Source organism: Bradyrhizobium sp. LB8.2 (genome assembly GCF_040548035.1).
Taxonomy (GTDB): domain Bacteria; phylum Pseudomonadota; class Alphaproteobacteria; order Rhizobiales; family Xanthobacteraceae; genus Bradyrhizobium.
Map to the genome: position 1 here is coordinate 37,026 of NZ_JBEPQV010000022.1, position 26,182 is coordinate 63,207.

Annotated in this window: 32 protein-coding genes, 1 tRNA gene and 2 pseudogenes; 16 read left to right on the plus strand and 19 right to left on the minus strand. The window is 64.6% G+C overall.

Annotated features, from left to right (window positions below):
- The 6 genes from ABIB06_RS24610 to ABIB06_RS24635 form a co-directional block, all read right to left on the minus strand.
- Positions 1–969, minus strand: a complete 969-nt coding sequence (locus ABIB06_RS24610; protein WP_247339884.1) for an ABC transporter ATP-binding protein — start codon at positions 967–969, stop codon at positions 1–3.
- Positions 966–1,961, minus strand: a complete 996-nt coding sequence (locus ABIB06_RS24615) for an ABC transporter ATP-binding protein (RefSeq protein WP_247339882.1) — start codon at positions 1,959–1,961, stop codon at positions 966–968. Before ABIB06_RS24615 ends, ABIB06_RS24610 begins: the two co-directional genes overlap by 4 nt.
- A complete protein-coding gene (locus ABIB06_RS24620; protein ID WP_354050333.1) occupies positions 1,961–2,878 on the minus strand; it encodes an ABC transporter permease in 918 nt (305 codons plus the stop codon). Before ABIB06_RS24620 ends, ABIB06_RS24615 begins: the two co-directional genes overlap by 1 nt.
- Entirely contained in the window at positions 2,844–3,803 is a 960-nt protein-coding gene (locus ABIB06_RS24625; RefSeq protein ID WP_247339878.1) for an ABC transporter permease, read from the minus strand. Before ABIB06_RS24625 ends, ABIB06_RS24620 begins: the two co-directional genes overlap by 35 nt.
- A gap of 30 nt (positions 3,804–3,833) precedes the next feature.
- Positions 3,834–5,624 (minus strand): peptide ABC transporter substrate-binding protein, encoded by a 1,791-nt coding sequence (locus ABIB06_RS24630; protein ID WP_247445185.1) that lies wholly within the window; start codon positions 5,622–5,624, stop codon positions 3,834–3,836.
- Between the two features lie 262 nt (positions 5,625–5,886).
- A complete protein-coding gene (locus ABIB06_RS24635; protein WP_354050335.1) occupies positions 5,887–7,305 on the minus strand; it encodes a M20 family metallopeptidase in 1,419 nt (472 codons plus the stop codon).
- A 284-nt stretch (positions 7,306–7,589) separates the two neighbouring features.
- Between ABIB06_RS24635 and ABIB06_RS24640 the strand changes: the two genes are divergently transcribed.
- Positions 7,590–8,561, plus strand: coding sequence for a S1C family serine protease (locus ABIB06_RS24640; RefSeq protein WP_354050337.1), 972 nt, complete (start codon positions 7,590–7,592; stop codon positions 8,559–8,561).
- A 28-nt stretch (positions 8,562–8,589) separates the two neighbouring features.
- Complete coding sequence (locus ABIB06_RS24645) at positions 8,590–9,672, plus strand: phospholipase (protein ID WP_354050339.1); 1,083 nt, start codon at positions 8,590–8,592, stop codon at positions 9,670–9,672.
- On the opposite strand, the gene ABIB06_RS24650 is transcribed toward ABIB06_RS24645, so the two are convergent.
- The 3 genes from ABIB06_RS24650 to ABIB06_RS24660 are packed head-to-tail and all read right to left on the minus strand — an operon-like array spanning position 9,667 to position 10,622.
- On the minus strand, positions 9,667–9,990 hold the full coding sequence (locus ABIB06_RS24650) for a nucleotidyl transferase AbiEii/AbiGii toxin family protein (protein WP_354125677.1): 324 nt from the start codon (positions 9,988–9,990) through the stop codon (positions 9,667–9,669). The genes ABIB06_RS24645 and ABIB06_RS24650 overlap by 6 nt on opposite strands.
- Positions 9,905–10,345 carry a nucleotidyl transferase AbiEii/AbiGii toxin family protein gene (locus ABIB06_RS24655; protein ID WP_354125678.1) on the minus strand — a complete coding sequence of 147 codons (441 nt, stop codon included), beginning with the start codon at positions 10,343–10,345 and terminating at the stop codon, positions 9,905–9,907. The genes ABIB06_RS24650 and ABIB06_RS24655 overlap by 86 nt, the downstream gene beginning before the upstream one ends.
- A complete protein-coding gene (locus ABIB06_RS24660) occupies positions 10,308–10,622 on the minus strand; it encodes a hypothetical protein (RefSeq protein ID WP_247339866.1) in 315 nt (104 codons plus the stop codon). The genes ABIB06_RS24655 and ABIB06_RS24660 overlap by 38 nt, the downstream gene beginning before the upstream one ends.
- A 131-nt stretch (positions 10,623–10,753) precedes the next feature.
- Between ABIB06_RS24660 and ABIB06_RS24665 the strand changes: the two genes are divergently transcribed.
- Positions 10,754–10,960, plus strand: a complete 207-nt coding sequence (locus ABIB06_RS24665; protein WP_028159206.1) for a hypothetical protein — start codon at positions 10,754–10,756, stop codon at positions 10,958–10,960.
- Positions 10,961–11,037: 77 nt separating this feature from the next.
- Here the strand turns inward: ABIB06_RS24665 and ABIB06_RS24670 are convergent, their stop codons facing one another.
- From ABIB06_RS24670 to ABIB06_RS24680, 3 genes are all read right to left on the minus strand, one after another.
- Positions 11,038–11,697: a DsbA family protein gene (locus ABIB06_RS24670; protein WP_354050342.1), complete on the minus strand. Its 660-nt coding sequence runs from the start codon at positions 11,695–11,697 to the stop codon at positions 11,038–11,040.
- Positions 11,698–11,795: 98 nt separating this feature from the next.
- Positions 11,796–12,272: a PaaI family thioesterase gene (locus ABIB06_RS24675; RefSeq protein WP_354050344.1), complete on the minus strand. Its 477-nt coding sequence runs from the start codon at positions 12,270–12,272 to the stop codon at positions 11,796–11,798.
- Between the two features lie 3 nt (positions 12,273–12,275).
- The gene (locus ABIB06_RS24680) at positions 12,276–12,419 is read right to left on the minus strand and encodes a hypothetical protein (RefSeq protein ID WP_502916573.1); all 144 of its coding nucleotides are present in this window, start codon (positions 12,417–12,419) and stop codon (positions 12,276–12,278) included.
- Positions 12,420–12,505: 86 nt separating this feature from the next.
- Between ABIB06_RS24680 and ABIB06_RS24685 the strand changes: the two genes are divergently transcribed.
- Positions 12,506–13,054, plus strand: coding sequence for a TetR/AcrR family transcriptional regulator (locus ABIB06_RS24685; protein ID WP_247445193.1), 549 nt, complete (start codon positions 12,506–12,508; stop codon positions 13,052–13,054).
- A 47-nt stretch (positions 13,055–13,101) separates the two neighbouring features.
- On the opposite strand, the gene ABIB06_RS24690 is transcribed toward ABIB06_RS24685, so the two are convergent.
- Positions 13,102–13,593 carry a hypothetical protein gene (locus ABIB06_RS24690; RefSeq protein ID WP_354050346.1) on the minus strand — a complete coding sequence of 164 codons (492 nt, stop codon included), beginning with the start codon at positions 13,591–13,593 and terminating at the stop codon, positions 13,102–13,104.
- A gap of 210 nt (positions 13,594–13,803) precedes the next feature.
- On the opposite strand from ABIB06_RS24690, the gene ABIB06_RS24695 reads away from it, so the two are divergent.
- Positions 13,804–14,085, plus strand: coding sequence for a PsiF family protein (locus tag ABIB06_RS24695; protein WP_247445196.1), 282 nt, complete (start codon positions 13,804–13,806; stop codon positions 14,083–14,085).
- 99 nt (positions 14,086–14,184) lie between these two features.
- Entirely contained in the window at positions 14,185–15,270 is a 1,086-nt protein-coding gene (locus ABIB06_RS24700) for an AbrB family transcriptional regulator (RefSeq protein WP_354050347.1), read from the plus strand.
- Here the strand turns inward: ABIB06_RS24700 and ABIB06_RS24705 are convergent, their stop codons facing one another.
- Complete coding sequence (locus ABIB06_RS24705; protein WP_247339850.1) at positions 15,271–15,810, minus strand: disulfide bond formation protein B; 540 nt, start codon at positions 15,808–15,810, stop codon at positions 15,271–15,273.
- A gap of 155 nt (positions 15,811–15,965) precedes the next feature.
- On the opposite strand from ABIB06_RS24705, the gene ABIB06_RS24710 reads away from it, so the two are divergent.
- The 3 genes from ABIB06_RS24710 (at position 15,966) to ABIB06_RS24720 (ending at position 16,872) form a co-directional block, all read left to right on the plus strand.
- A tRNA-Leu gene (locus ABIB06_RS24710) sits at positions 15,966–16,050 on the plus strand.
- A gap of 194 nt (positions 16,051–16,244) precedes the next feature.
- Positions 16,245–16,547: a hypothetical protein gene (locus tag ABIB06_RS24715; RefSeq protein ID WP_247339849.1), complete on the plus strand. Its 303-nt coding sequence runs from the start codon at positions 16,245–16,247 to the stop codon at positions 16,545–16,547.
- 91 nt (positions 16,548–16,638) lie between these two features.
- Positions 16,639–16,872 carry a hypothetical protein gene (locus ABIB06_RS24720; protein ID WP_247339847.1) on the plus strand — a complete coding sequence of 78 codons (234 nt, stop codon included), beginning with the start codon at positions 16,639–16,641 and terminating at the stop codon, positions 16,870–16,872.
- Between the two features lie 63 nt (positions 16,873–16,935).
- On the opposite strand, the gene ABIB06_RS24725 is transcribed toward ABIB06_RS24720, so the two are convergent.
- A complete protein-coding gene (locus ABIB06_RS24725) occupies positions 16,936–17,895 on the minus strand; it encodes a helix-turn-helix transcriptional regulator (protein ID WP_354050349.1) in 960 nt (319 codons plus the stop codon).
- Positions 17,896–18,185: 290 nt separating this feature from the next.
- Here ABIB06_RS24725 and ABIB06_RS24730 point away from each other — a divergent pair, with 290 nt between their 5' ends.
- From ABIB06_RS24730 to ABIB06_RS38930, 6 genes and pseudogenes are all read left to right on the plus strand, one after another.
- Positions 18,186–18,428: a hypothetical protein gene (locus tag ABIB06_RS24730; protein ID WP_354050351.1), complete on the plus strand. Its 243-nt coding sequence runs from the start codon at positions 18,186–18,188 to the stop codon at positions 18,426–18,428.
- Positions 18,429–18,455: 27 nt separating this feature from the next.
- Positions 18,456–18,707 carry a GCG_CRPN prefix-to-repeats domain-containing protein gene (locus ABIB06_RS24735; protein ID WP_502916572.1) on the plus strand — a complete coding sequence of 84 codons (252 nt, stop codon included), beginning with the start codon at positions 18,456–18,458 and terminating at the stop codon, positions 18,705–18,707.
- Positions 18,708–18,903: 196 nt separating this feature from the next.
- Entirely contained in the window at positions 18,904–21,018 is a 2,115-nt protein-coding gene (locus ABIB06_RS24740; protein ID WP_354050353.1) for a T6SS phospholipase effector Tle1-like catalytic domain-containing protein, read from the plus strand.
- Complete coding sequence (locus ABIB06_RS24745) at positions 21,015–21,629, plus strand: hypothetical protein (protein ID WP_354050354.1); 615 nt, start codon at positions 21,015–21,017, stop codon at positions 21,627–21,629. Before ABIB06_RS24740 ends, ABIB06_RS24745 begins: the two co-directional genes overlap by 4 nt.
- A gap of 122 nt (positions 21,630–21,751) precedes the next feature.
- A pseudogene (locus ABIB06_RS24750) lies at positions 21,752–21,833 on the plus strand (DNA-binding response regulator); the annotation flags it as partial.
- A gap of 2 nt (positions 21,834–21,835) precedes the next feature.
- A pseudogene (locus ABIB06_RS38930) lies at positions 21,836–22,015 on the plus strand (hypothetical protein); the annotation flags it as partial.
- Between the two features lie 117 nt (positions 22,016–22,132).
- Here ABIB06_RS38930 and ABIB06_RS24755 read toward each other — a convergent pair.
- Positions 22,133–22,414, minus strand: a complete 282-nt coding sequence (locus ABIB06_RS24755; RefSeq protein WP_354050355.1) for a hypothetical protein — start codon at positions 22,412–22,414, stop codon at positions 22,133–22,135.
- A 235-nt stretch (positions 22,415–22,649) separates the two neighbouring features.
- On the opposite strand from ABIB06_RS24755, the gene ABIB06_RS24760 reads away from it, so the two are divergent.
- Entirely contained in the window at positions 22,650–22,874 is a 225-nt protein-coding gene (locus tag ABIB06_RS24760; protein ID WP_354050357.1) for a cysteine rich repeat-containing protein, read from the plus strand.
- Between the two features lie 33 nt (positions 22,875–22,907).
- On the opposite strand, the gene ABIB06_RS24765 is transcribed toward ABIB06_RS24760, so the two are convergent.
- From ABIB06_RS24765 to ABIB06_RS24775, 3 genes are all read right to left on the minus strand, one after another.
- A complete protein-coding gene (locus ABIB06_RS24765) occupies positions 22,908–24,794 on the minus strand; it encodes a PQQ-binding-like beta-propeller repeat protein (RefSeq protein WP_354050359.1) in 1,887 nt (628 codons plus the stop codon).
- 2 nt (positions 24,795–24,796) lie between these two features.
- Positions 24,797–25,273: a hypothetical protein gene (locus ABIB06_RS24770; protein ID WP_354050361.1), complete on the minus strand. Its 477-nt coding sequence runs from the start codon at positions 25,271–25,273 to the stop codon at positions 24,797–24,799.
- 139 nt (positions 25,274–25,412) lie between these two features.
- Positions 25,413–26,126 carry a hypothetical protein gene (locus tag ABIB06_RS24775; protein ID WP_354050363.1) on the minus strand — a complete coding sequence of 238 codons (714 nt, stop codon included), beginning with the start codon at positions 26,124–26,126 and terminating at the stop codon, positions 25,413–25,415.
- Positions 26,127–26,182: the final 56 nt, after the last annotated feature.

Genomic DNA, 26,182 nt, shown 5'->3' on the forward strand with positions numbered 1-26,182 from the left:
TCACGCCAGATGGCACGCCACAAAATGCCCCCCTGCGCCTTCCCTCAGCTCAGGGGCGCTCTCCGAACAGCGCGGCTGGGCGATCGGACAGCGGGTGTGGAAGTGGCAGCCTGACGGCGGCTTCATCGGGCTCGGGACGTCGCCCTTGAGACGGATGCGCTCGCGCTTGAGCCTGGGATCGGGCACTGGCACGGCGGACAACAGCGCCCTGGTGTAGGGATGCTGCGGGTTACGATAGAGATCGCTGGCCTTGGCAAGCTCGACGATGCGGCCGAGATACATCACCGCGACGCGGTCGGAGATGTGCTCGACCACCGACAAATCATGCGCGACGAAGAGATAGGTGAGGTTCAACTCGGCCTGAAGATCTTCCAGCAGGTTGATGACTTGGGCCTGAATCGACACGTCGAGCGCCGACACCGGTTCGTCGCAGACGATCAGTTTCGGCTCGACCGCGAGCGCACGCGCGATCACGATGCGCTGGCGCTGGCCGCCGGAGAATTCGTGCGGATAGCGGCGCATATGCTCGGCTTTGAGCCCGACCTTCACCAGCAGGCTCGCGACGCGATCCTCACGCTCCTTGGCCGATGAGCCAAGCTTATGGATGATCAGCGCCTCGCCGAGGATCGCGCCGATTGTCATGCGCGGGTTGAGTGAGGCGAAGGGATCCTGGAACACGAGCTGCATGTTCCGCCGCATCGCGCGCAAATCAGTGCCGCCGAGCTGGCGGACGTCTTGGCCGTCGAACACCACCTCGCCGTCGGTCGGCTCGATCAGGCGCAGCACGCAACGTCCCGTCGTCGACTTGCCGCAGCCGGATTCGCCGACCAGGCCGAGCGTCTCGCCGCGATTGACCGAGAACGAGACGCCGTCGACCGCGTAGACGCTGCCGACCTGGCGCGACAACAGCCCGCCGTGTACGGGGAAATATTTCTTCAGGCCGCTGACGCGCAGCAGGGGTTCGCTCATGCCGCACCTTCCAACTGCGTATCGCCGAGATGACAGGCCATGCGGTGGCCGGGCGCGATCTGGCGCAGCAGCGGCTCCTTCTCGGTGCAGACGTTCATGGCGTGGCGGCAGCGCGGGGCGAAGCGGCAGCCGACCGGCGGATTGATCAGGATCGGCACCGAGCCGCCAATCGCCTCCAGGCGCGTCTTGTGCTCGCTGTCGAGATCGATGCGCGGGATCGAGCGGATGAGTCCTTGCGTATAGGGATGGCCGGGATTGCTGAAGAGGTCGTCGACAGGCGCCTCCTCCACCACCTTGCCGGCATACATCACGACGACCCGCTGCGCGGTCTCGGCGACGACGCCCATCGCATGGGTGATCAGCATCACCGCCATGCCGAAGCGTTCCTTCATGTCCTGCAGCAGGTCGAGGATCTGTGCCTGGATGGTGACGTCGAGAGCCGTGGTGGGCTCGTCGGCGATGATCAGCTTCGGCTTGCAGGCGAGCGCCATCGCGATCATCACGCGCTGGCGCATGCCGCCGGAGAACTGGTGCGGATAGTTGTGCACGCGGCCTTCGGCGTTGGGAATCTGCACCAGCTTCAACATCTCGATGGTGCGCTCGAGCGCCTGCTTCCTGGTCACCGCTTCGTGGCGGCGCAGGCTCTCGGCGATCTGCTCGCCGATGGTGAGCACCGGATTGAGCGAAGTCATAGGCTCCTGGAAGATGAAACCGATTTCCTTGGCGCGGATCTCGTCGAGTTGACGGCTCGTCAGCGGCACCAGATCGCGGCCCTCGAAGATGATCTCGCCCGCCGCGATGCGGCCCGGCGGCATCGCGATCAGCTTCAGGATCGACATCGCGGTGACGGTCTTGCCGCAGCCGGATTCGCCGACGACACAAAGCGTCTCGCCCCTGTTGATGGAGATGTCGACGCCGTCGACGGCCTGGAGGATGCCGTCGTCGGTGGAGAAGTGGGTCTTCAGTCCCTTGATCTCGAGCAGCGGCGCCATCAGATCACCCGCCGCGCATCGAGCGCGTCACGCAGGCCATCGCCGATGAAGTTGATGGCGACCACCGCGATGAAGATCGCGCCGCCCGGAAACAGAGCCCAGTGCGGCCCGATGTCGAGAAAGTCCTTGGCGTCATAGAGCAGCCGACCCCAGGTCGGTGTATCCGGAGGGAAGCCGAGGCCGAGGAAGGACAGTGTCGATTCCGCGATGATGGCGGCGGCGACGTCGATGGTGCCGGCGATGATCACCGGACCGAGCGCATTGGGCAGGATGTGGCGGACCACTTGCCGCACCGGGCTCGCCCCGAGCGCGCGCGCGGCTTCGACGAATTCCTTCTCACGGATCGACAGGAACTGCGCGCGAACGAGCCGGGCGACCGGCATCCAGCGCAAGCCACCGATCACGAGTACGATCAGGATGAAAATGCCGCCCTCCGGGCCGAACGCGGACTTCAGCCCGTCGCGGAACAGATAGATCAGCAACAACAGCAGGGGCAATTGCGGCAGCGACAAAAAGAGATCGGTGAGCCACATCAGCCCATGCCCGAGCGCGCCGCGCGACATGCCGGCGAGCGAGCCGATCAGCACGCCAACAAAGACCGAGACCAGCATCGCGGCGAGGCCGACCGCGAGCGAGATGCGCCCGCCATAGATCATGCGGGCGAGGATGTCCTGTCCGAGATCGTCGGTGCCGAAGGGATGGGCCAGCGACGGCCCCTGCATGCCCGCCACAATATCGATGTCGTCGATCTTGACCCGCCAGACAAAGGGGCCGGCCACCACCGCCAGGATCAGAATGAGGAGCAGGAACGCACTGACCACGGCAAGCTTGTGGCGGCTATAGCGCCGCCACGTCTCGCGCCAGGGCGAGTAGACCCGCCGCTCAGCGGAGGGAGATGCGAGGGTCAAGCCAGCCATAAAGAACGTCCGCGATGAGATTGAACAGCACGACGAGGCACGCAAAGACGAAGGTGACGGCCATCACCACCGGCGTGTCGTTTGAAAGGATGGAGGAGATCAGCAGCGAGCCGATGCCGGGGATGCGGAAAATCTGCTCGGTGACGATGGCGCCGCCGAACACCGCCGGGATTTGCAACGCGATGAGCGTGACGACCGGGATCATCGCGTTGCGCATCACGTGCTTGACGATCACCCGTCGCTGGCCGATGCCCTTGGCGCGCGCGGTGGTGACGTAATCCAGCCGAATGACGTCGAGCATCGCCGAGCGCACGAAGCGCGTCATCGACGCAGCCTGGAACAGGCCGAGCACCGCTACCGGCATGATCGCCTGACGGATCATCTCCAGCACCCAGTGAACCCCCGTGCCCTTGATGTCGGTCGTGTAGACGAAAGGCAGCCAGTCCAGCGTGACCGAGAAGATCAGGATGAACAGGATGCCGGTGAAGAAGGTCGGCAGCGAGAAGCCGACAAAGGCGAGCGTGTTGGCAACCTGGTCGAACAGCGAATAAGGTTTCGTCGCGGCATAGACCCCGACCGGGATCGCGATCAGGAGCGCCAGAATCTGCGCCGAGCCGATTACGTAAAGCGTCGTAGGCAGTCGCTGGAGAATGAGCGTGTCGACGTTCATCCGGCTGACGAAGGAGAAACCCCAGTCGCCGTGCAGCATGGCGTTGAGCCAGTGCAGGTAACGAAGGTAGATCGGATCGTCGAGGCCGAACCTCGCCCGAAGCGCGGCTTGCACTTCGGGCGGCACGTTCGGATTGGTCGCCAGTTCCGAGAACGGATCGCCCGGCGCTAGTGCGAGCACGACGAAGAGCACGAGCGAAATTCCGAGCAGGCTCGGAATCGCGATCAGGAGGCGACGCAGGACATACTGACTCATGAGAGAAGGACCCGCTCTAGGCGCGCGTGATCATTCCTCGCGATACCAGTCGAACAAATTGTCGGTCTCGTTGGCCCAGCCGGAAATGACCGGGCGCAGATTGGTGGCGGCCGCCTCGACCTTCAGGCGGTGCTGCACCGGGATGAACACGGTGTCCTGGTACATGAGGTCATTGGCCTTGATGTAGAGCGCCGCGCGCTTGACCGGATCCATCTCGCCGTCGGCGGCCTGGATGGTCGCGTCGTAGTCCTTGTTGACCCAGCGCGGGAAGTTGGTGCCCTGCCACTTGTTCTCCTTGGTGGCGACAAGGTTCGAAAGGTAGCGACGCATGTGTTGCGACGGATCGGGCTGGCTCAGCGGGATCTGGAACATCTCCATGTCGGCGTAGAACTTGGAGTAGGTATCGGGATTGCCGACGTCGGAGGAGAAGAACACGGAGGCGACGACCGATTTCAGCTCGACTTCGATGCCCGCCTTCTGGCAGGCCTGCTTGACGATCGCCTGGGTCTTCTGGCGCGGGCCGTTGATCGAGGTCTGGTAGACGAGCTTCAGCTTCTTGCCGTCCTTCTCGCGGATGCCGTCGGCGCCCGGCTTCCAGCCGGCATCGTCGAGGATCTTCGAGGCCTTCTCCACGCTGAACTCCCATGAGGTGTTCTTGGAGACGAATTTTTCCGGCCCGTTGAGGAAGTTGGCGGAGGTGCGGCCGGCGCGGCCGTAGATCGCCTTCTTGACCGACTCGCGATCGATCAGCAACGAGAGCGCCTTGCGCACCGCCGGATCGGAAAACAGCGGGTGCTTGGTCTTCATCGAAGAGCGTTCGCCATCGACCTCGGTGTTGGGATCGGTGAAGTTCAGTGCGATGAATTCAGTGTCGCCGCCGACTGCGTAGACGGTCTTTCCCTTGCCGCCCTTCTCCAGGCGCAGCAGCACGTCATCCTCGACCTGAATGTTCCAGCCGAAATCATACTCGCCGGTCTGGATCACCGCGCGCGCGGCAGAGACGGCATCGCCGCCGCCCTTCATCTCGATCGAATCGAAATAGGGGCGGTTCGCCATGTGATAATCGGGATTGATCACGCCGCGGACAACATCGCCCGGCTTGAACTCGACGAACTTGTAGGGGCCGGTGCCGACCGGCGAGAGGTTGCTCGGCGCCTCCCGCGATTTGGACCCCATATAGTCCTTGAACAGATGTTTCGGGATGAGGGTATTGGGAGCCCCGACAAAGGCGTCGGCCCAGAACGGCGTCGGCTTGTTGAAGACGATGCGGACCGTGAGGTCGTCCACCTTCTCGACCGTGATGTCGCGGAGCGTCCCGATCGTCAGCGCGGAGGTCGCCGGATCCTTGCCATATTCCCAGTTGAACACGACGTCGTCGGCTGTGAACGGCGTGCCGTCATGCCATTTGACGCCGGGTTTGAGCTTCCAGGTCACCGACTTGCCGTCGGCGGCGAGGCCGCCGTTCTGGATCGAGGGAATTTCGGCGGCCAGAACCAGCTTCATGTTGCCGTCGGGATCCCAACAGGCGAGGGGCTCGTAGAACAGGCGCGCGCCGTCCTGGTCCTTGGTGCCGGTGGCAAAATGCGGATTGAGCAGGGTCGGCCCCTGCCACCACAGCAGCTTGAGCGCACCACCGCCGCCGCGCTTGGTCGGCTTGTAGGTCGAGACGCCCTCAGCCATCGCGACACCGCCAAGCGCGAGAATCTGGTTGGCCAGAGGCGCGGTGAGACCCACGGCAGCCAGGCGCTGAATGAAGCCGCGGCGATCCATCCGCCCGTCCTTCACGTCACCGATCATCGAACGTAGTTCTTTATCCAGCATGGTTGTCCCCCGTCTGGTTCCCGTATGGATGCAGGCGGTCGCGCGAGGCGACCACCGGGCTTGGCTGGCGGTAGATGGCACCCCGAATGGGGTGCGCGTCAACAGCGAGCGTGTGTATGCAAACGGTCTTCTGACTGTCTGTTGGGCAAAACCATATTCCGCAGCCCATCCGTTCGGCAATCCAGCATCAAAACAAGCTGGATTCCGCGCTGCACTGCAGAAAATTTGTTCGCCGGATCAGACGAAGTATCGAGGCGAAATTCTACGCCACGGACATGTCGAGCGGTGGCGCGATGTGGTCCGGCAGCGGACAGACGTAAGGCGTCTTGGCCGTCCGCTTCTCGAGGTCAGCCTTGGCGGCCTTGATCAGCTCCGGCTCCGTCAACGCCTTGATGCCGATGCCGGCCATCGCCTTGGCGGCCTGCGCCATGGCCTTGTGCGCATGCGCGCTCTTGCCCTGCGCAACCACCTGCCAGGTATGGAAAGGCGTGCCGATTGCAACCGTGGGTGAATGGACCTGCACGGTCGGCACCACCCAGCTCACATCACCCACATCGGTCGAGCCGACCTGCGGGTTACGCTTGGCATCGAGCGGCACCAGGAAGTCGGCCAGCGGCCGATCGGTCGGCTCCATGCCGATCGCATAATAGACCGCGGCGATGTCCTTGTCGCTCAGCGTCGCGCGGATTTGGGTCGCGAAGGTCTTGTCGGCGTCGTCGAAATGCGGCGGGCCGAGCTCTTCCATGACCCGGTGCAGCGCCTGCTCCAAGGGAGCATTGGGCAGGATGTTGGAGACCGCGGAAATGACCTTCATCTCCATCTTGGTCTCTGTCATCAGGGCTGCGCCCTGCGCGATCTTGTTCACGCGCCCGACCAGCTCGTTCATGCCGGACAGGTCGCGGGCGCGGATCGAATAGCGCACGCGCGCATGGGCCTGCACCACGTTCGGCGCGATCCCGCCGGTATCGAGCACCGCGTAGTGGACGCGAGCATCGCTCGGCATGTGCTCGCGCATATAGTTCACGCCGACATTCATCAGCTCCACCGCGTCGAGCGCGGAGCGGCCGAGATGCGGCGAGGCTGCCGCATGCGAGGTACGGCCGGTGAAGATGAAATCGGCGCGCGTGTTAGCGAGGGACGGCGTCACCGCCACCTCCCATAAGCTGCTCGGGTGCCAGGTGATGGCGACATCAGCGTCCTCGAACGCGCCGGAGCGGACCATGAATGCTTTTGCTGCGCCTCCTTCTTCCGCCGGGCAGCCGTAATAACGCACGCGGCCCGGCAACTTGTTCTCGGCGAGCCAGTCCTTCACCGCGGTTGCGGCCAGCAGCGCCGCCGAGCCGAGCAGATTATGACCGCAGCCATGGCCATGGCCACCGGTCTCAATTGGCCGATGTTCCGCGACGCCCGCCTCCTGGCTCAGGCCCGGCAGCGCGTCGTATTCCCCCATGAAGGCAATGACCGGTCCGCCCTCACCCCACTCGCCCAACACCGCGGTCGGAATGTCCGCGACGTTCTCGGTGATGCGAAAGCCCTGATGACGCAACTCGGCGAGATGCTCTGCGGCTGACCGCGCCTCGGTGTAGCACACCTCGGGCATGCCCCAGACTTTGTCACTGAGGTCGATGAAACGCGCCTTGATCGTGTCGATGCCACGCCAGATGTCGCTGCGGTTGTCCATGCTTCGGTCCGTGATCCCTGCGTCAAACGAAGCGGCAATGGTTAGCAGCTTCATTGTACCGCGCCTAGCACCTCGCCGAACAGCAGCCATGCGGCCAATACCGGAGGCCGCTCTGCCGACCGAGCATGAACCGTTCCATTGCCGTTCAAAGATTTCACACGGCGTTCTCCGGAATTGTTGGGGAACGAGGCTTTCAAGACGGCCTCCTCCAGCCTAAATTATGCGTGCTTCGCGCGCCGTTCCGCTAGCCACGGCGGAGCAATACTCTCAGCCAGGAGAACTCGATGCCCGCCCTGACCGAATGGAGAGTACCGCTGGCCAATCAGCCGCGTGCGAGCGATTATGGTTTCGATCTCGACCGCGCGCTCGCGTCCGTGGTCGGCCTGCATGCCATCATCCCGCCGGACGCCTTCAGCGCCGAGACACTGGGCACCGAACGCGCCGGCAACGGCGTCGTGATCGACGACGGGCTGGTGCTCACCATCGGTTATCTCATCACCGAAGCAGAGTCCGTGTGGCTGCATGTCGGAGACGGGCGCGTGGTGGAGGGACATGTGCTCGGCTTCGATGCTGTCACTGGCTTTGGCCTGGTGCAGGCGCTCGGCCAACTCGACGTCGAACCCTTGCCGCTGGGTATCTCGGCCGAGACCCGGCTCGGCGACCGCGTCGTGGTCGGCGGCGCCGGCGGACGCACGCGTTCGGTTGCGAGCCAGATCGTGGCCAAGCAGGAGTTCGCCGGCTATTGGGAATATCTGCTGGACGAGGCCATCTTCACCCTTCCCGCACACCCGAACTGGGGCGGCACGGCGCTTCTCAACGAGCGCGGCGAGCTGATCGGCATCGGCTCGCTCCAGCTCGAACGCGAGCGCGACGGCAAAGCCGAGCACGTCAACATGATCGTACCGATCGACCTGTTGAAACCGATCCTGGATGATTTGCGCAAGTTCGGCCGCGTCAACAAGCCGGCACGGCCATGGCTCGGACTCTATTCGACGGAGATCGACAACCGCGTGGTGGTGATCGGGATCTCCGCCAACGGCCCGGCCGCCCGTGCCGAGCTCAAGACCGGCGACGTCATCCTTGCCGTGGACGGCGAGAAAGTCACGAGCCAGACCGGCTTCTACAACAAGATGTGGGGGCTCGGCGGAGCCGGCGTCGACGTGCCGCTGACTGTCCATCATGAAGGCGTCACCTTCGACGTCACGGTGACCTCGACCGATCGCTTCAAGCTCTTGAAGGCGCCGAAGCTGCACTGACAAACCGAACTCAAGCAAGGAAGCGACGATGACCGAGGCCGTCGTTGACGACATCGTGGCCGTGCTGCCGCCGCTGCTCAACGCGCTGGAAGCACTCGGCTTCTTCCAGCGACATTTGCACCCGCCGGCCTTTGCCACCGTGATGAATGCGATCGGCGCGCCGGATGAGGCGCTGCAATCAGCCCGCGCGGCGATCAACGCCTGGCCGGAACAGTTCACCGGACTGCGCGAGCGGCTCGATCGTGCCTGCGACGAGACGCTCGCCGCCTTTGCCGGTATACGCGAGGTCGAGCGCGGCAATGGCGATCTCGTTGCGGTCTTCCGCGCGCTACGCCACGTGCCGCGCGCGCAGGAGGCACTTTATCCGCTGACGGCGCAGTTTCCGCCGGTGAGCGGCTTCTTCCTCGACGCCGCCAATCGCGAGAATGCGGACCTGTTGTCGCGGCTGGAAGCCGGCGCGGGCGAGCACACCGGCATCATCCACGACCACAATGAGCCCGGCAGCCGCGGCGGCTTTTCGGTCTACGTGCCCGAATATTACACGCCCGACCGCGCCATGCCGCTGGTGATGGCGCTGCACGGCGGCAGCGGCAACGGCCGCGGCTTTCTATGGAGCTGGCTGCGCGACGCCCGCAGTCTTGGTGCGATCCTGGTGGCGCCGACCGCGACGGGCCCGACCTGGGCGCTGATGGGTGACGATTCCGACACGCCCAACCTCATGCGCATTCTCGAAACCGTGCGCAACCGCTGGACCATCGACGCCTCGCGCATGCTGCTCACCGGCATGAGCGACGGCGGCACCTTCTGCTACGTCACCGGGCTAGAGGCCACCTCGCCCTTCACACATCTCGCGCCGGTGTCGGCGACCTTTCATCCGCTGATGGCGGAGATGGCCGACGCCAAGCGCCTGCAGCGTCTGCCGATCTTCATCACCCACGGCAAGCTCGACTGGATGTTTCCGGTGCAGACCGCGCGGCAGACCCAGGCAACGCTCTCCGCCGCCGGCGCCGTCATCACCTATCGCGAGATCGACGACCTCAGCCACACCTATCCGCGCGAGATCAACGCGGAAGTGGTGCAGTGGCTGAACGCATGGCCGACGCCATCATAGCAAGCCCTGCCGCAGAGACACATCGGGCAACACGCCGACACGATCCCGAGCCTCACGCAGGATTCGGCGATCGGCAGCACCCAAGCTGCGAAGATCTCCATCCTCGAAGAAGCCTAACGCGCGCAGCACTTGCGCTGGCTCACCGCCAAACATTCCCCTGAATGCTGCGAGCCCGCGTGGCAGCGACACTCCGGCAGAAACCATTTCAGCAATGTCCCGATAGTCCTTGGCCTCAGCACGATCGAGCGTGGCCTTGAGCTTGGTCGCCAGCAAGTCTTCCAACGACGCCACGAGTATCATGCCGTCGGCCGTCTGCATCGGGTCGTTGACGCGACCAAATCCGATATGTCCGGAAAAAGGAAATTTTCACCGAGCCCGAGGGCATATCGGCCAAGATGACCATCGTATTGGGCGCATCCTGAAGGATGGCAGCGCCGTTGAGGAAGCCGAACTGCGCGCGGACGTCCCCCTTGTCCAGTGGAGCGGAGCAAAAGAAGTCGAAATCGAGCGACTCTCGATGTCCGAGTTGGAGCGCCACGGCGGTGCCGCCATAGAGGACGAGTCGCAGACGCAGCGCCGGAGCAAGTAAGGGCCAAACTTCGCGCTGAGCGGCAGGCAGGATCGATAATTTTGGCTCAAAACGTCGCGGCATCGAACGCCCTTCGTGGCGCATGCTCCGGCAGCGCTGCACCTGTCGCAAAGGACAGGCGCCCGCGCCAGAATTCCCAGGAACGATCGCTGAACCAACCGGGCTCGGCGTGCAGCATGACATCGACGAGATGCGCGCTCCCCAGCGCTGCCTCCAACTGGAGAATGTCGTCGTACGTTCCGAGGTTCATGATTTGCGAAACGATGCGCCGCTCGGCAAATGGCTCCCCGTCGACCGGTCGCCACCAGAGATATTTGCGGCCGAGCTCGCGGATCAGGCTTTGTGCAGTGTCGCTTGTCATTGGTAGGAGTATAGCGTTTCCAGCCACCTTAATCCACGACCATACGGCCGATCCGGTCCGAACTTGCCTCCCGGTTGCCGACGGAACTGTCCTTGGCGATCCACGTTATCGCCCGTCACCGGAGGTTCGCCATGCAGACTTTTTTCGGAATGATCTTGGGCGCGCTGCTGCTCGGCTGCGGCGTGTACGTCTATGACTCCATGCAGACGTCGTCGGTCGCCAATGGCGAGGTCGCGACGACCAATCGCACCATCGTGAACTGGGATGTCGCCAAGGCCGACTGGGACGCGCTACGCGATCGCGCGCACAAGGACTGGGTCCGCATCTCCTCGAAATAACAACACCGTATCGAGAATGAGGCGCCGTCGCGGGTCCGCGGCGGCGCCTTTCTGTTGCGCAGTGAAGATCGCTCGCGTCAGTTCATCTTGGCCTTGCGGGCGTCGGCGATGATCCGCTCGAAGTCGTTGATGCTGAGCACGCCAGGCACGCGGTACTTGCCGACGATAAAGGACGGCGTGCCGCGGAAGCCGAAGGCCTCAGCCTGTTCGTTATTGCGCTTGAGCACGGCATCGATGTCCTTGCCATGGTCGGTGAGATCGCGCTTCAGGCGGTTCATGTCGACGCCGGCGGCCGCGAGCAGCTCGTCGAGGCGCGACTCGGTCAGGCGCGAGCTGACACCCATCATGGCGTCGTGGGCCGGATGATATTTGTCCTGGTATTTTGCCGCGAGAGCGATCCGGGCGGCCGTGACCGAAACGGGCCCGAGAATCGGCCAGTCCTTCATCACCAGCCTGACCTTGCCGTCGTCCTGGACGACCTGACGCAGCTCCGGCTCGAGCTTGCGGCAATAGGGGCAATTGTAGTCCGACCATTCGATAATGCTGATGTTGCCGTCGGGATTACCGGCGACGGGAACGTCGGGGTCGCGCAGCACCTTGGATTCGGTCAGCACCTCGTCATTGTCGGTGGCCGCCAACGCCGAGGCGATCGCGCCTGTCGCGAGCGCGCCGGCTCCGATCAGCGTCAATGCCGCGCGCCGCGTCGGCAAAAGGCTCTTGTTCCTGATTCCGGCCATATCTCGCCCCGTTTCGGTCCCATCGCCGCAAATACGGCTCGGGGCCGGGAATTGTTACGCGTCATATAATGCGTTGCGGGCGCGATGTCATCGCCGCGCTATGCGGGGATCGCGGCCGGCGCTTGCGAAGCCGTAACGCGGGGCAGCATCGCCATCAGCGTTCCGGTCATTGTGGCGATCAACGTGCTCTTGCCGTGCTGCTCGGCAAACGCCTTGGCCTCGCAAAAGGTCAGCGTGCGGCCGGGCTTGACCACCTCTGCCTTGAAGACGAAACGCTCGCCCCGGGCCGGTGCGAGCAGCGTCGTCTTAAACTCGACGGTGAGGATGTCCGCCTCGCGCGGCATCAGGGTGAAGGCGGCGACGCCGCAGGCATTATCGAGCCCAGCTGTAATAATGCCGGCGTGGATAAAACCGTTCTGCTGCGTGAGGGCCGGCGAGTGCAGCATGGCCAGCTCAACCTCGCCCGGCGCCAGGCGGACGATCACAATGCCGAGCGTGTGCATCGCCGGCTGGCCGTCGAACATGGCGACGGCAGCCGCGCGATAACCCGGGTTCTTCGGCTCGTATGCGGCCATGGCTCAGGCCTCCGCCGGCCCGGCGAGATGCCTCATGGCGATCTCGCGGATGGCATCCGTGAACGGCACCGATTTGCGCTGGCTACGGTCCATGTGCACGACCGTGATCTCGCAGAATGCGGCGATCTCGCGGGTCCCGGCATTCATTGCCTTTGATTCTGATACGGTAGCGTATCAGCCTCGTCCCGCGTTAGCAATACGGCACCGTATCAAGCACTGGTGAGGCTTCCTTCATGAGCGACGGCAAGGGCGATGTCTGGGTCGAGGCGGGGTTCACCGAGCTCGCCCGATCGGGGGTCGAGGGGGTGCGGGTCGAGGTGCTCGCCAAGAACCTGGGCGTCACCAAGGGCGGCTTCTACCGCCGCTTCGCCGACCGTGCCGCACTGCTCGGTGCCATGCTGGAACGCTGGCGCGAGGGGCGCTCAATGGCGATCGCGCAGCAGACCAGCCTCGATGGCGAAGAGCCCCGTGAGCGGCTGAGGGCTGTGATCCAGCTCTATTCCGAGCGGCTCAATCCGGACGGGATGGCCATCGAGCTTGCGATCCGGCAATGGGCCCGTTCGGACGAGGGCGCCGCGGCAGCGGTGGCAAGCGTGGACGCAGCGCGGCTGAAGCACGTCGCCGAGCTCTACCGCGCGACTGGCCTGGAAGCCGAGGCGGCTGAAGCGCAGGCCTTCCTGTTCTACTGCTTCATCTTCGGCCAGAGCCTGCTGTTCGTCGAGCGCGGCCCGCGCAAGCGATCGCAGCTCGTGGCGAAATCGGCCGAGAAGCTACTAGATTAAAGCGAGAGGCCGGAGCTTGGCTCCGGCCTCTGCATCGTCGTGAAGCTTCAGGCGGCGCCCTTCAGCTTCTTGTTGCATTCGCTGTAATAGCCGCCGCCCTTCTCGATCCACTTCATGCCGCCATTGCCGTTGGTGGCCTTGTTGGCGTTGTACTGGTCGACGCAGGTGTGGAGGCGCGCCTTGCCCGCGGTCTCCTTGGCGTATTTCGGATCGACTGCGTTCGGATAGATCGCAGGGCCGGCCGGCAGGGTCGGGGCGGCAGCGGGGGCTGCCTCCTTCTTCGCCTGCTTCGGCTCGGCGGGAGTCCCGGGCGCGGCAGGAGCAGCCGCGGTCGGAGCGGCGGCAGGCGTTGCGTCGGCACCGCACTGAGCCTTGCGGAAGTCATTCCACTTCGTGGTGCCGAGCGAGCCGTCCTTCTTGGCGGCCTGATATTTCGCGCTGCACTCCTGGGAAGTCAGCGCCTGCGCCGGCGCACTCGCCACCAGCGCGGCAAAGCCCGACAGCGCAACTGCACACAGCATTTTTGATTGAATGGTCATCCGTGGTCCTCCTCCTTGATCTTCCCCCGAGGGAAGTGAAACGAGGATTGCTATCCTAACGTGCCGCCGGCTTGCGACAAGGAAGCGATGGCTCCTGCCGCCAAAATATAGTGATCCCTCCCGTTCAGATTGTTCATGTTGCGTTCAGCAATGCGAGCCGACGTTCCCAACCTTTCGCAATTCTCGCAAAGAAAAGAAGAGTGCAACACCATGACCTTCACCTCTCGCCTCGCCGTCGTCGCCCTCGCCTCCCTGCTCGCCACCGGCACCGCCTTCGCGCAGACTGCCGCGCCGGCGGCCAAAGCCGACACCAAGACCACTGCCGCGCCCGCCGATAAAAAGGCGCCGAAGGAGCACTCGGCCGAGTCACTCGAATGCTCCAAGCAGGCGGATGCCAAGGCATTGAAGGGCAAGGAGCGCAAGAAATTCCGCCGCGAATGCATGAAGGAAGCCAAGGCCGGCACGACCGCCGCCCCCGCTGACAAGAAGTAAACCCATCACGGTCTTTGCCGGCTCTCGGCGAGAGGCGCGCGCATTGCGGCATGACGTGGCCGCAATTGTGCGCCTCTTGCTGATTTGCGATAAGGCGGTGTGAAGCAAATCACCGCCTCCCTGCCGTTCGAATTGCCAAGCCGTGCCAAGATCTTGAGCACAGTGGAAACGCTCGTCATCGGCACCGCGGGAGGCCTCGCGTTTCTGCTCGCGGGCCTTCCCGGCGGATTGATCTCGGGCTCGATGATCGCGGTCGGGATCGCTGCGATCGCCGGACGCCAATTGACGCTGCCGCCGATCCTGACCCAGACCGTGCTGGTGCTGCTCGGCATTTCGTTAGGGTCAGTCGTCTCGCGCCATCTGCTTCAACAGGTCGGTGCCTATCCGCTCACCATCGGCCTGCTTGCGCTCGCGACCTTCTGTTCGACCTTCGGCTCGAGCTATTATCTTCAGTGCGTCCACGGCTGGGACCGCACCTCGGCCTTCCTCGCCGGCAGCCCCGGCGCGCTGTCGCAGATCACGATTTTGGCGGTCGAGCGCGGCGCCGATTTGCCGGGCATCGCGGTGGTGCAGACCATGCGCGTCATCATCCTCACCGCGGCGCTGCCGATGGTGCTGGCGTTCGCCGGCGTCGCGCCCTCCGTCGCGCCTTCCCTGACGACGACGATCGCCTCGCCGCTCGACCTCGTCGAGTTGGTCGCGGCCTCGCTGGCCGCGGCGCTCCTGCTACGGCTGATCAGGTTTCCGGCGAGCTGGATGTTCGGCGCGATGATCGGCTCAAGCGTGCTGCATGGCGCCGGCTGGGTCGAGGGCGGTCTGCCGGACTGGGTACGCGGCGTGGCGCTGGTCGGCATCGGCGCCCTGATCGGCAGCCGCTTCGCGCGGATGCGGATCAAGACGCTGGCCGGCCACATCAATGCGGCACTGGGTTCGTTTACTGTCGCCATCGCCGTCTCCGCGATCTTCATCGGCATCGTGGCGCTCACCACACAGGTAAAATTCTCCGACGTGGTGGTCGCCTACGCACCGGGCGCGATGGACGCCATGCTGGCGCTGGCCCTGACGCTGCACATCGACCCGATCTTTGTCGGCGCACATCACCTCTCGCGTTTCGTCTTCGTGACGATCGCGACGCCGGGCATCGTGCACCTGTTCGGCCGCACGCAGGACGATGTGGATGATTAGCTAGCGCTTCGCCGTCCGCACAAATCCCCACGCGGCGATCGCCGCCATCAACAACGAGATCAGCAAATTGTAGCCGGCGAGCGAGAGGCCGAGGAAGCGCCACTGCACCTCATCGCAGCGGACCACCTTCACGGTGTCGAGCCGCGACAGCAGATCGGTGGCGCTGCCGAGATTGACGACCGGACCGGAGCAGTCGGTCGGTCCTTTCCAGAAGCCCCATTCGACGCCGGAATGATAGGCGCCGAGCCAGGCATTGGCGAGGCTCGCCAGCGCAAGGATCGCAAGGCCCGCAAGCAACAGCGGTCTCGGCGCACCGCCCCGCACCGCGAGTGCGATGAGCAGGCCCAGCGGGATCGCAAGGTAATAGGCGTAGCGCTGCTCCAGGCAGAGCGGACAGGGCACGATCCCGAGCACCAGCTGGAAGAACCAGGCGCCCGCGATGGTCGCGGCTGCAATCAGCGTGATCGCGAGCGAAGCGGCCAGCGCCGGGTTCGTGGCCGCCGGTTTGAACGCAGATATTGCGGCACTCTGGGTCGTCACGGCAGCCTCTTTCGGATGGACGCTGACTTTAAGCCTCTAACCCCGCCCCATGCGGCTGTCGAGAACGGCGGGATCACTTTGGCGCGGGTTGACCCCGTCCGGTCCATGGCTATAGTCCGCCGGCTTCGCGACGCCCTGTTTGGGGCTGACCGAGGGCCCCTGTGGCGGAACTGGTAGACGCGCTCGACTCAAAATCGAGTTCCGCAAGGAGTGCTGGTTCGATTCCGGCCAGGGGCACCAGCCTTCGCTGCTTCGCAGCTACGGCTTCGCAAGCCAGGCTAAATCCTATCCATGCGAAGCAGCGAAGGCTGTCCCGCCGAAGCCTTGGCGGAGGCGGACTGGGTCAACGAGTCCAGTCCCTCCCCCTCCACTAGCCATCGTCACATCCCCACTGTATAAGCCGGTAGCTTCTTCACTTGACCGAAGAGGCTCACATGAACGACCTGCACGCGTGGCTTTCGCAACAGCACCACGGCCTGCGAACCTTCCGTATCTTTCAGCAAAAGCTCGAAACGCTCGGCCGGGACGATCCTTCCCAGCGCGGGCTGTGCCGCATGTTGAGCGGCCTTGTCGACAATTATGTCGAGGCCTTTGACGAGGCCCCGCTGCCGGTCGAAATCGCCGATGGCGCGTATCACCGCCTGCTCACACTGGTTGAGGGCATCGACCTTCAGGGCGATGCCGACCGCCGGCTCGCCGACATCAACCGCGTGGCGGAGACTCGGATCTGGCAGTAAGGCGGAAGTGCCACTCGCCGCAGGCGTTCGACTTCGTCCGGCCAGTGCCTATATCGTGTGGCAACGCGTACTGATGCAGCGAGCAGCTTCAATGGCCAGGAGACGCACGACGGAAGCGGACGCCGACGACCTCCCCCGCTTCTTCGTCTGGGTCCGGGGCCTCGAAGGCCCCGAGCCGCAAAAATGGATGGCGATGGATTTCGGCGTCCGCGACTGGAAGCGGCCGCTGGTGCTGGCGTATCTGGAACTGCCGGAGGGCGAGCGACACTTGCCGTTGTCGGCGCTGGCCCGGCGATATCCGGCGCCGCGGGGAGAGGCTTCGTAGAGATGCCTTTCGGGAGAGATTTCGAGGGTCTCCTCCCGTAAGTCAACCCATCTGTGGCCTACCTCACTTCCCCCGTGCCGCCGTCGGCGTCAGGCCGAACCTCCGGCGGAAGCAGCGGTTGAAATAAGACAGGTCGTTGAAGCCACAGGCGAAGGCGATGTCGCTGATGCGGTCTTCGCGATGGGCGAGAAGATCGGCGGCCTTGCGCAGGCGCAGCTCGTTGAGGCGCATGGTGAAGCTGGCGCCGGCCTCGAACAGCAGCTCGTTGACGTAGCGTTCGGAGAGGCCGGCAGCGGCGGCGAGTCTTTGCGCGGAAAACTCCGGCTCGTGGAAGCGCGCCTCGAGGATCGACAACACGGCCTTGAGCCGCACGGCGCGCAGGCCCCGGCGTCGCGCGGCGACGGCGACATCGCTGCGGGCGCCGAGACCGATCGCCGCGAGGTCGAGCAGATGCGCGGCGATGGCCATGCCGGCTTCGTCCGCAGCGGTCGAATGGCGCAGCAGGAGATCGCTGTAGTCCATCGCCAGCGACAGCGCGCCGCCGGGCTCGAGCTCACAGCCGACGAGATCGTCGACGTTGGCGACCATCGCGCGCAGCGTATCGACCGGCAGATGCACGTTGGTGAAGCGCTTGTGGCTCGCGCCGTCGGCGGCGAAGAACGGCTCGTCCAGCTTGAGCAGCACCATCGATCCCGGCCGCATGGTGAATTCGCGGCCGCGATGGACCACCTGCGATGGGCGATCGCCCGTGCTGCGGGCGAGGCAAAAGCGGTCGTCGCCGGTCTCGAGCACCTGACGCTTTTCGCGCCGGACCGTGACGAAGCTGCCGTCGCAGCGTCCGAGCATGGTGGTGCCGATATGAATTGAGTTCATCGTGGCGCGAAGCGGCACGTCGGACGCCGGATCGAGCTCGCCGGTGTTGGAGAAATGCTCGAATAACTCGGCGAAGCGGATGAAGCGCTGCCGGTCGGACAAGTCCTGCGGCAGCATGTCGGTCGAGAGCGCCTTCCTGATGACGGACATCGAAAGAACTTCCAAAGGGACTTTTGGGAAAAGCTCGTGCACGGAAGCGTGCCGAAACTGTCGGGCCTGAAATGAACGCCTTCCAAACACCAGGGAGCGGCAAGCTATCAGCACGCCAACGTGAATCAAGCTGCGCCGGTCAGTCCAAGCTGCGTCGCCGTCGGCCAGTCCAAGACGGCCCGCACAGCCGGGCCCTATTCAGGCGGCGGGTGCGACTTCTCGGCACATAGGGGACTGCATCCGGGCAAACGGGCGGCCCCAGCCTGACGCCTGCTGGAGGAGACGACGACATGCGAACCTCTCTACCCCGCAGCCTCGTGCTCGGCGGCGCCATCGCGACCAGCCTCTGCATCGGTTACGCGCTGGGCGCGCAGCCGCACATGGACGAAGCCATCGCGATCCTGCAATCGGCGCGCGTCGAGCTCGGCAAGGCCGAGCCGAACAAGGGCGGCCATCGCGAGAAGGCGATCGGGCTGATCGACCAGGCCATCGCCAAAGTGCGCGCCGGCAGTGCGTTCGCCGCCGGCCATTGAAAGCAGCGTCATTCGGGAGGACAAGACATGATGCGAACAATGTTTGCCGCAGCTCTCGCGCTCGGCGCGATCACAGGCTCTGCCCAGGCCATGCCGCTCGCCCCGCTCGGTGCGGGCGCGAATGGCGACGTCATCGCAGTCGCCGGCGGCTGCGGCGCCGGCTGGCACCGCGGTCCCAATGGCGGCTGCCTCAGGAACTATGCCAACCCGGCCGCGCATGCTTGCCCGCGCGGCTACCATATCGGCCCTGGCGGCGCGTGCCGTGGCAATGGCCGGTAAAGGCTGAACACTCCGCCTCTCCTCGTTCGCCGGGAGGCCCCTGCCGCGACGCGTTCCTGCTTGCTACCTCAGCGGGATCGTGTGCAGAATGCACCTGCATTTTCACGACGCAACCATTGCATCCATTAATTGACTCCGGGGAGTGCTGCCCGGCTCGGGCCTGAAGCGCGCCCCCGTCGAATTGCCGGAGGGGCTCATGCCACACCATGATGGTGCGCCGAACGCCGATTCTGCCGGACCGGAACAGGCGCATATCGAGACGCATGCCGGCGGGACCACCACCGCCATCCCGCCAAAGCGCAAGCTGGTGTTGTTCGCCGACGGCACCGGCAACGCGTTCACCAGCCAGGAATCCAGCGTCTGGCGTCTCTACGAAGCGCTCGACCACACCCAGCCGGACCAGATTGCCTACTACATCAAGGGCGTCGGCACCGCCGGCTGGGCGCCGCTCGCCGCGCTCGACGGCGCCACGGGCATCGGCGTGCCCGGCAACGTCCGCAAGCTGTACCGCTTCCTGTGCTGGAATTGGCGAGAGGGCGACGAGATCTACATCTTCGGCTTCAGCCGCGGCGCCTTCACCGCGCGCACCCTGGCATCGCTGATCGCGAGCCAGGGCCTGGTGCCGGCGGAAATCGGCGGCACGCCGGTGTCGCATGAGGAGATGGAGCGCAACGCCATGGCCGCGTGGCGGGAATACCGTCGCGATACCGTGCCGTTGAAGAAGAGCCTGCCGACGATCTGGATCGCGCGCTTCATCCGCGATGTCCTGCTCTATCTCTATCATGCGATCTGCCGGCACCGCTCCTACGCCGATGTCCGCTCGGCGATGAACGGCCGCAAAGAGATCGACATCGAATTTCTCGGGCTGTTCGACACGGTCGAGGCTTTCGGCGTCCCGATCGAGGAGCTACGGGTCGCGATCGACTGGGCGATCTGGCCGATCTCGTTCCGCAATCACCGGCCTTCGCGCAAGGTGAAGCACATCTCGCATGCGCTGGCGCTGGACGACGAGCGAACCACCTTCCATCCGCTGCGGATCGACCAGAGCCATTTGGCGCCCGACCAGACGGTCGAGGAGGTGTGGTTCACCGGCGTGCATTCCGACATCGGCGGCGGCTATCCGGAATCCACGCTATCCTTCGTGCCGCTGGTCTGGATGGCCGATCAGCTCGACGGACGGCTCCGCTTCCAGGACGGCGAGATCGAACACTTTAGGAAATACCAATCGGCGACCGGACCGAAGCACGATTCGCGCAGCGGCGCTGCCGTGCTCTACCGCTACGGGCCGCGCCCGATCCTCGCTGGTCAGGTCAATGGCGGGCTGCCGGTGGTGCACTTCGCCGTCATCGAACGCATGCTGTTCGGCTGCGACGACTACGCGCCGATCATGCTGCCGGCGGACGCGCTGGTGCTGACGCCCGATAGCAGCAAGCTGAACCTCGTCGAGGACGGCACGCGCGAGGCCATGAAACAGGCCTATCTGGCGAAGGCCCAAGACCCGCGGCGCGAGACGGAGGCCGAAGCCTTCACCCGCATGAACACGCCCAGTGCCGAAATGGCCAGGCTCACCCGCGACACCGTGTGGTGGCGGCGCGTCGCCTATTTCTCGCTGCTGTTCATGGTCGGTGTAATCGCGGTCTGGCCGTGGATCGCCCGCAGCCTGATCGGGGTGTCGAAGGACAATGGTCTGCAAGGCACAATGGTGCTGCACGCCATCGCCACCATCGATTGGCTCGTTGGCGCCGTGCTGGGGCCGCTGGCCAATCTTGTCAGGAATGTCCTGCCATCCTATGCGGCGCCGTGGCTCGACATCACGCTGTACTATCCGTTCGCGACCTCGATCGTCCTCGTCATCACCTACCTGATCTGGCGCAGGAACACGGTGCTCCGCGACACCATCCAGGAACGCGCGCGGCTGGCCTGGAGCAGGCCACACCGCATGGCAAGCCAGCGGCATCTCGACGAGCCCGGCTTGCTGCTCCGCTTCGCCCGATGGATGCGGCTGAATGCGGGACCGGCGCGCCTTCTCTTCACCAAGCTCGTGCTGCCCGGCATCTTTCTGTTCATCATCTTCTACTCGGCCCTGCTCATTGGGCGACCAGCGTCTTCACCGCCCGCACCGCGACCGGAAATATCTGCACGACTCCGGGGTCAGAGGCCGGCACGCCGGTGCTCGACGAACCGATCCATGCGCGCGGCCGCTTCGCGACGAAGGAGTTTTGCTGGTGGAGCGGCCTTTCGGTCGAGAAAGGCCGCTCATACCGCGTCTGGGTCGAGATCGAGGATCCCTGGTTCGACCGGACCATCTTGAGCGGCACAAATGGCTTCAAGACCTATTTCACGGCTCACTACCTCGCCCTGCCGACGCTCCGTCAGTTCGGCGCCGCCTGGTTCCAGCCCGTCGTGCGCGTCGGTACGAAGGGAATGAGCGACGTTCCGCTGAAGGCCGTCTACGTCATGCCGGCCGACGAATTGCCGCGCCGGATGAATCCGACCATTCCGGTCGAAGACGATGCGGATCAGACCAAAGGCAGGTATCCGACCCAGCTCGACAAGACGAAAGGGTTCGCGGCACTTCCCGACGACGATCCGTTCAAGCTCTCAGTGCGCAAGCTCGGGCCCTTCGAGCCGGTGCCGAATGATCCGACCGCGCGCGCGATCTGGGACGAACAGAGGCTGTCGGGACGGCTGGTCGCGGAATTCGTCGCGCCCGATGCCGGCGATCTGTTCTTCTACGTCAACGACGCCGTCCAGATTTATCCGACGCTGCTCCCGGCCGCGTTGCGCCCGGCGAAGCTCGACGTTGTCCTGGGGCCCTATGAGCAGTTCTACAAGAACAATGCCGGCACCGCGCGCATTGTCGTGCAGCGACTGCCGAGTCCGCCCATGCCGCAGGATAAACCGGCCGCGACGAAGCCGTAGACACCGCGTCGCGGATGCCAAGTGGTCGCCGTGCGCCCCCATGATTATGGGTGTCGCGGTGTCCGCGCCGCGGCTAGGCTTAGGCTCTCGCCGCGGGGGACACGCGGTGCAGGACGATGATCATGACCGAACAGGGCGAGACGGGTGAAGCCATCACCATCCTCCTCGTCGAGGACGACGCGCCGACTTGCTGGCAGCTCCAGCACTCGGCTCCTGGCGCGAGCGCGCGACCGCGCAATTGCGCCCGCACGAGATCGCGCTCGACTGGCAGGTGCGACGCCGCGCGCTGCGGGGCGACACTCAATCTCAGTCCGGATTCCTCAGGCACGCGCGTGCGGCTGCAATTGCCGCAGATTTTTCCCGACAGCGATGCTGCCAACGGCTGAAATGCCCCCCCTCCGAACGTGTGGGACGCGCGGAGAGAGGGACGGGCCGGATAATTTGCCTGCGGAGGACGGGGGGTTCGTCCGCAAGGCTCCTTCGCCCGAACTCTTTCGTCGTTCTCAGCGCACGCCGACGCGATTGACCGGACCACCGCCATTCATCGGCGTGCCCGCGCGCACGCCGACACCGGGCGCACCGACACCCGGCGTCGCCACCACGACCGCGGCGGCCGGCGCAACCACCACCGCTGCTGTCGGCCGCACCACGCAGCCCTTGGGTATGCCGACCGTCTTGCAATAGACCACAGCTTGCGCCGGGCTCGTGCCCAGCGACACCATCGCCGCACCTGTCAGCGCCAAAATCGTCAGCCCGGCGCTCAGCGCTCCCGCTCTTTTCGACATCTTGCTCTCCTGCTTCCCGTTCGGCGTCCCGATGCAATCACCGGGTCTCGCAGCCGACGTGCAGCCTGAATGACAAAAGACGGCGCGCGGATACATGCCATGAAAATGGGGGTACGGCGTCCGGGCGGGCGGGCCGATGCCATGAACATGGCATGGACCAGCGTGCGGCCTTCGCGAGATGGTCCGGCTCGCTTGATCCCAGGCGAGGCCAACGACCTTCTCAAAGAGGTGTTTTATGAAATTTTCGATTCTTACCGCGCTGCTGCTCGCCACCACCGCCCTGCCCGCCGCTGCGCAATCCGGTCCGACCCCGCAGGAGCAGATGGCCTGCCGCAGCGATGCCGGCAAATTCTGCGCCGAACACATCGGCAAGCCGCCGCAGATGAATGCCTGCCTGCGCGAGAACAAGTCGAAGCTTTCGGATGGCTGCCGCAAGGTCGTGGAGTCCCACGGCGGGTGAGCAATTGCGTCCACCGCACAAATCTCGCCGGCGCTATTGCGTCAGGCCGTAGACGTCAATGCGCCCGTCATAGGTCGGGCGATAGATGCGGCCTTTCCAGACGATCGGACGATTGAACTTGGGATGCGTGAAGGCATGCTCGGGTCCCCAGTTCTCGCTGTCCCAGATCACCTGGAGCCGCCTGGAGCCGTCGGGATTGGTGGCGAAATTCTGCGCGTCGTAGATCAGGAAGCGGCCCGGACTGAGCAACATGTTGCTGTCCTGATAGGGCACCATCGCCACGATGATGCCATCAGCGCCGTTGTTGGCGGCAAGCGTGATGCTCCAGCCGGGCATGCCGCCCGGCGGACGCGGCGATTGCGGCGAGGCGATCTCATTGCCGCCGGCGAGATAGGCCGTGGTCCCGTCGGCTGCGATCGACCACGCCCGCAAGGCGCTGTTCTCGCCGCCGACAAAATGCATCGTGCCGTGGACGGCGGACTGAAACAACAATGGCGTGCCATGCAGGTGACGCGTCGCGCCGCCCGGAAACAGGTTCAGCTCCATCGGTGACGCCGGCGCCGGCGGCACGCCAGGATCGAAATACGTGTACAGGATCGGCGGCATGCGAAGCTTGTCGTAGTTCGCCGCAAAATGGCCGGCCGCAAGATCGCCCGGTTGCGTGTCGCCAAGCGCATTGGCATTGCCGGTGTAGAGGACTCCATCCTTGCCCGCTGCCAGCACGGCATGGGCGGAAGCGACATAGACCGGACCGCCGGAACCGAAATCCTGGTCGCTCCACATCGACTCGTTCATCGCCTCCATGTGATGCGCCACGATCGGCGCGATCTGCGCATCGGTTGCACTGCGACCTGACGTGACCGCGACATGCGGCATCTCGCGCGCATGACGAGGCTTGAGCGGCATTCCCATGCGCCTGGCATGCGCAATCACGGAAGGCAGGGATACGTTGGACGGCAACGCCGCCTCGTCATCGTCGTCCGCGGCCGCTGCGACCGCGGCGGCGCCGACCCGGTTAGCGTCGGTCCATGGCGCCCACCACGACATGACCTCGAAATGCGCGTGGTTTCCCGTGCGCAAGGCGAGCCGCACGATGCTCTCGCCGAAATCGCCGTGTTGCGGCGAGAACGCCCCGTTGCCGGTGATGATATAGATCGAACCGTCGGGAGCAACGGCAGGTCCCGCCCCGCTCTGCCACAATCCGCCGCCGGAGCCGGTGACGGTGGAGCACCATGTGGCAGCGAGCCGCCAGGCATGGACGTCCACCGCAATCAACCAACCACGCGCCGTCTTCGACGTCTCCGCGATCGTGCCGAAGGGAATCAGCACGTGGTTCTGCGTCAGCGTCAAGGCGCTACGCTGCTTGCGTTGCGCCGAGACGAATTTCTGCATCGGCAAGCCGCCCGGCGGCGTGTAGACCGCGCCCTCGAGGTTCAAGAGCCCGTGCACCTTCGAGCCGTCGCGAATCCGCAGCGCTGCGAGAAAGTGCTGCCCCTTGGCGACGCTGCCGTCATTGCTGATCCAGGCGCAGGCATAGAGAATACCTGCGCCTTCATCGATCACGGGCGTCGAGAGAATGCCCCAACGGACGTTGGTCATGTGGCCGTCGATCGCCCTCGTTCCGACGATCGGACGTCCGAGATTCGTCGCCCAGATCTGGTGGCCGGTCACAGCGTCGAATGCATAGACCCAGTTGCCCATGCTGGCCTGGAAGATCAAATCGCGGGTCTTGCCATCGGCCATGTGCACGCCGCCGACCGCCAGCGGCTGCGCCTCGAGCCTTGGATCGTCGGGAATCCGAAGGCTGAAGAGTTTGACGATGCCCTTCGTGCGGACGGCGGTCGCCGTCAGCACCGTTTCCGAATTGTTCGCACCGGTACGGGCGTGGTCGTAGCTGCGGGTCGTGACGGAAGTGGGCATGGTTAGCCCCCGAATGCCAAAACGCTTCCAGCGACAAGCAGACAGGCCCCGGCGAACGACCGTCCGCTTTCAGTACTCGCGTTGCACCAACCGGACGCCACGGCTCCGCACGAAAATCCGAGGCCAGCCATCGCGGCGCTCGACAGCGCCACAAGGCCGACATGGTCCGGCGCGTGCGACACGATATTGTCGATCGCAAGCAGCGGCGGCAGGACGTAGACCCAGCCCGCCGCCTGTATCAGGCGATGTGCGATCGGAAGACGCAGGACCAACAACGCGCCACACGAGATCAGCGCGACCGCGGCAAGACCGCCTTCGGCGGGCACACCGACACCGAGCGCAGAGCCTAGTGCGTCACAAACGCCGAACATCAGAATCAGAGGCAGCGCATGCCATCGCGGAACGATGAATGCGAGCGCGAAGGCCACGATGAGGCTATCGGCGGACGTCCACAACAGATGCACTGACATGGAAACCATGACGCGGCCTCTGGCTGGCTACGTCAATCATGCATTGAACGGAGATCGTCTGGAAGTTGAAAGTGGAGGCAAGCGCCTCCCCGGAACGAACCGCCGCTCACGATCGCGTGCGCGGCGGCGGACAGCGTAGTTTCAGGCGCTAATCGTCGTCGGCGCCGAACATCCTGATCTGCGGGAAGCCAATGCCCGGACGGATCACGACGTCCCGAGTGCTGGAATCTTCACGAACGTTGCGCGCGACATCGTCCCAATCGGTCTGATCGCGCATGCCGCGTTGCTCGCGGGGGTCGTAACGACGGCGCTCGGCCCAACGCTCGCGGCGATCCATCCGGCGCCGTTCGGACGTGGCACGCTTCACGTCAGAATCCCTGGCCTTGGCATTGGCATTGTCCTTGGCATTGTCAGATGAAGAGGACGGCACCGTCGAAGCCTGCTGCTCGGCGGGTTTTACGACTTGCGGAGGCGAAGCGGCTGCCGGCTTGAATTGCTCCTTGGGCGGCTCGACTGCGGCTGCTTGCGGGGGATGCGGCGCGGGCGATTCAGCGTTTGCCTGGGTAGTCTGCGTCTCGGATTTGGGCTCAGGCTTTGCTTCGTCCTGCGCCTGCGCAGGCACGACGACTATCGCGCCGAACGTTTTTGAGCCGGTGAGATATTGGACGCGCTCCAAGGGCGCACTCGTTGTTGTCGGTGCGGCGACTGGTTCAGCACGCTGCGCCATCTTGCCGGTATCCGGCCCCTGCTTGGGCGCGATTGGGTGCATGATATTGCCGGCGACGATGCCGCCGCCGAGACCAATCGCCATGGCGGCGACGATCGTTCCGGCACCGACGAAATAAGCTATCGAGGCGCGCATCGATCCACTCCCTCTTTGGAGCGGGTAACGCCTTGGGATTGCCCGATGTTCCAGAA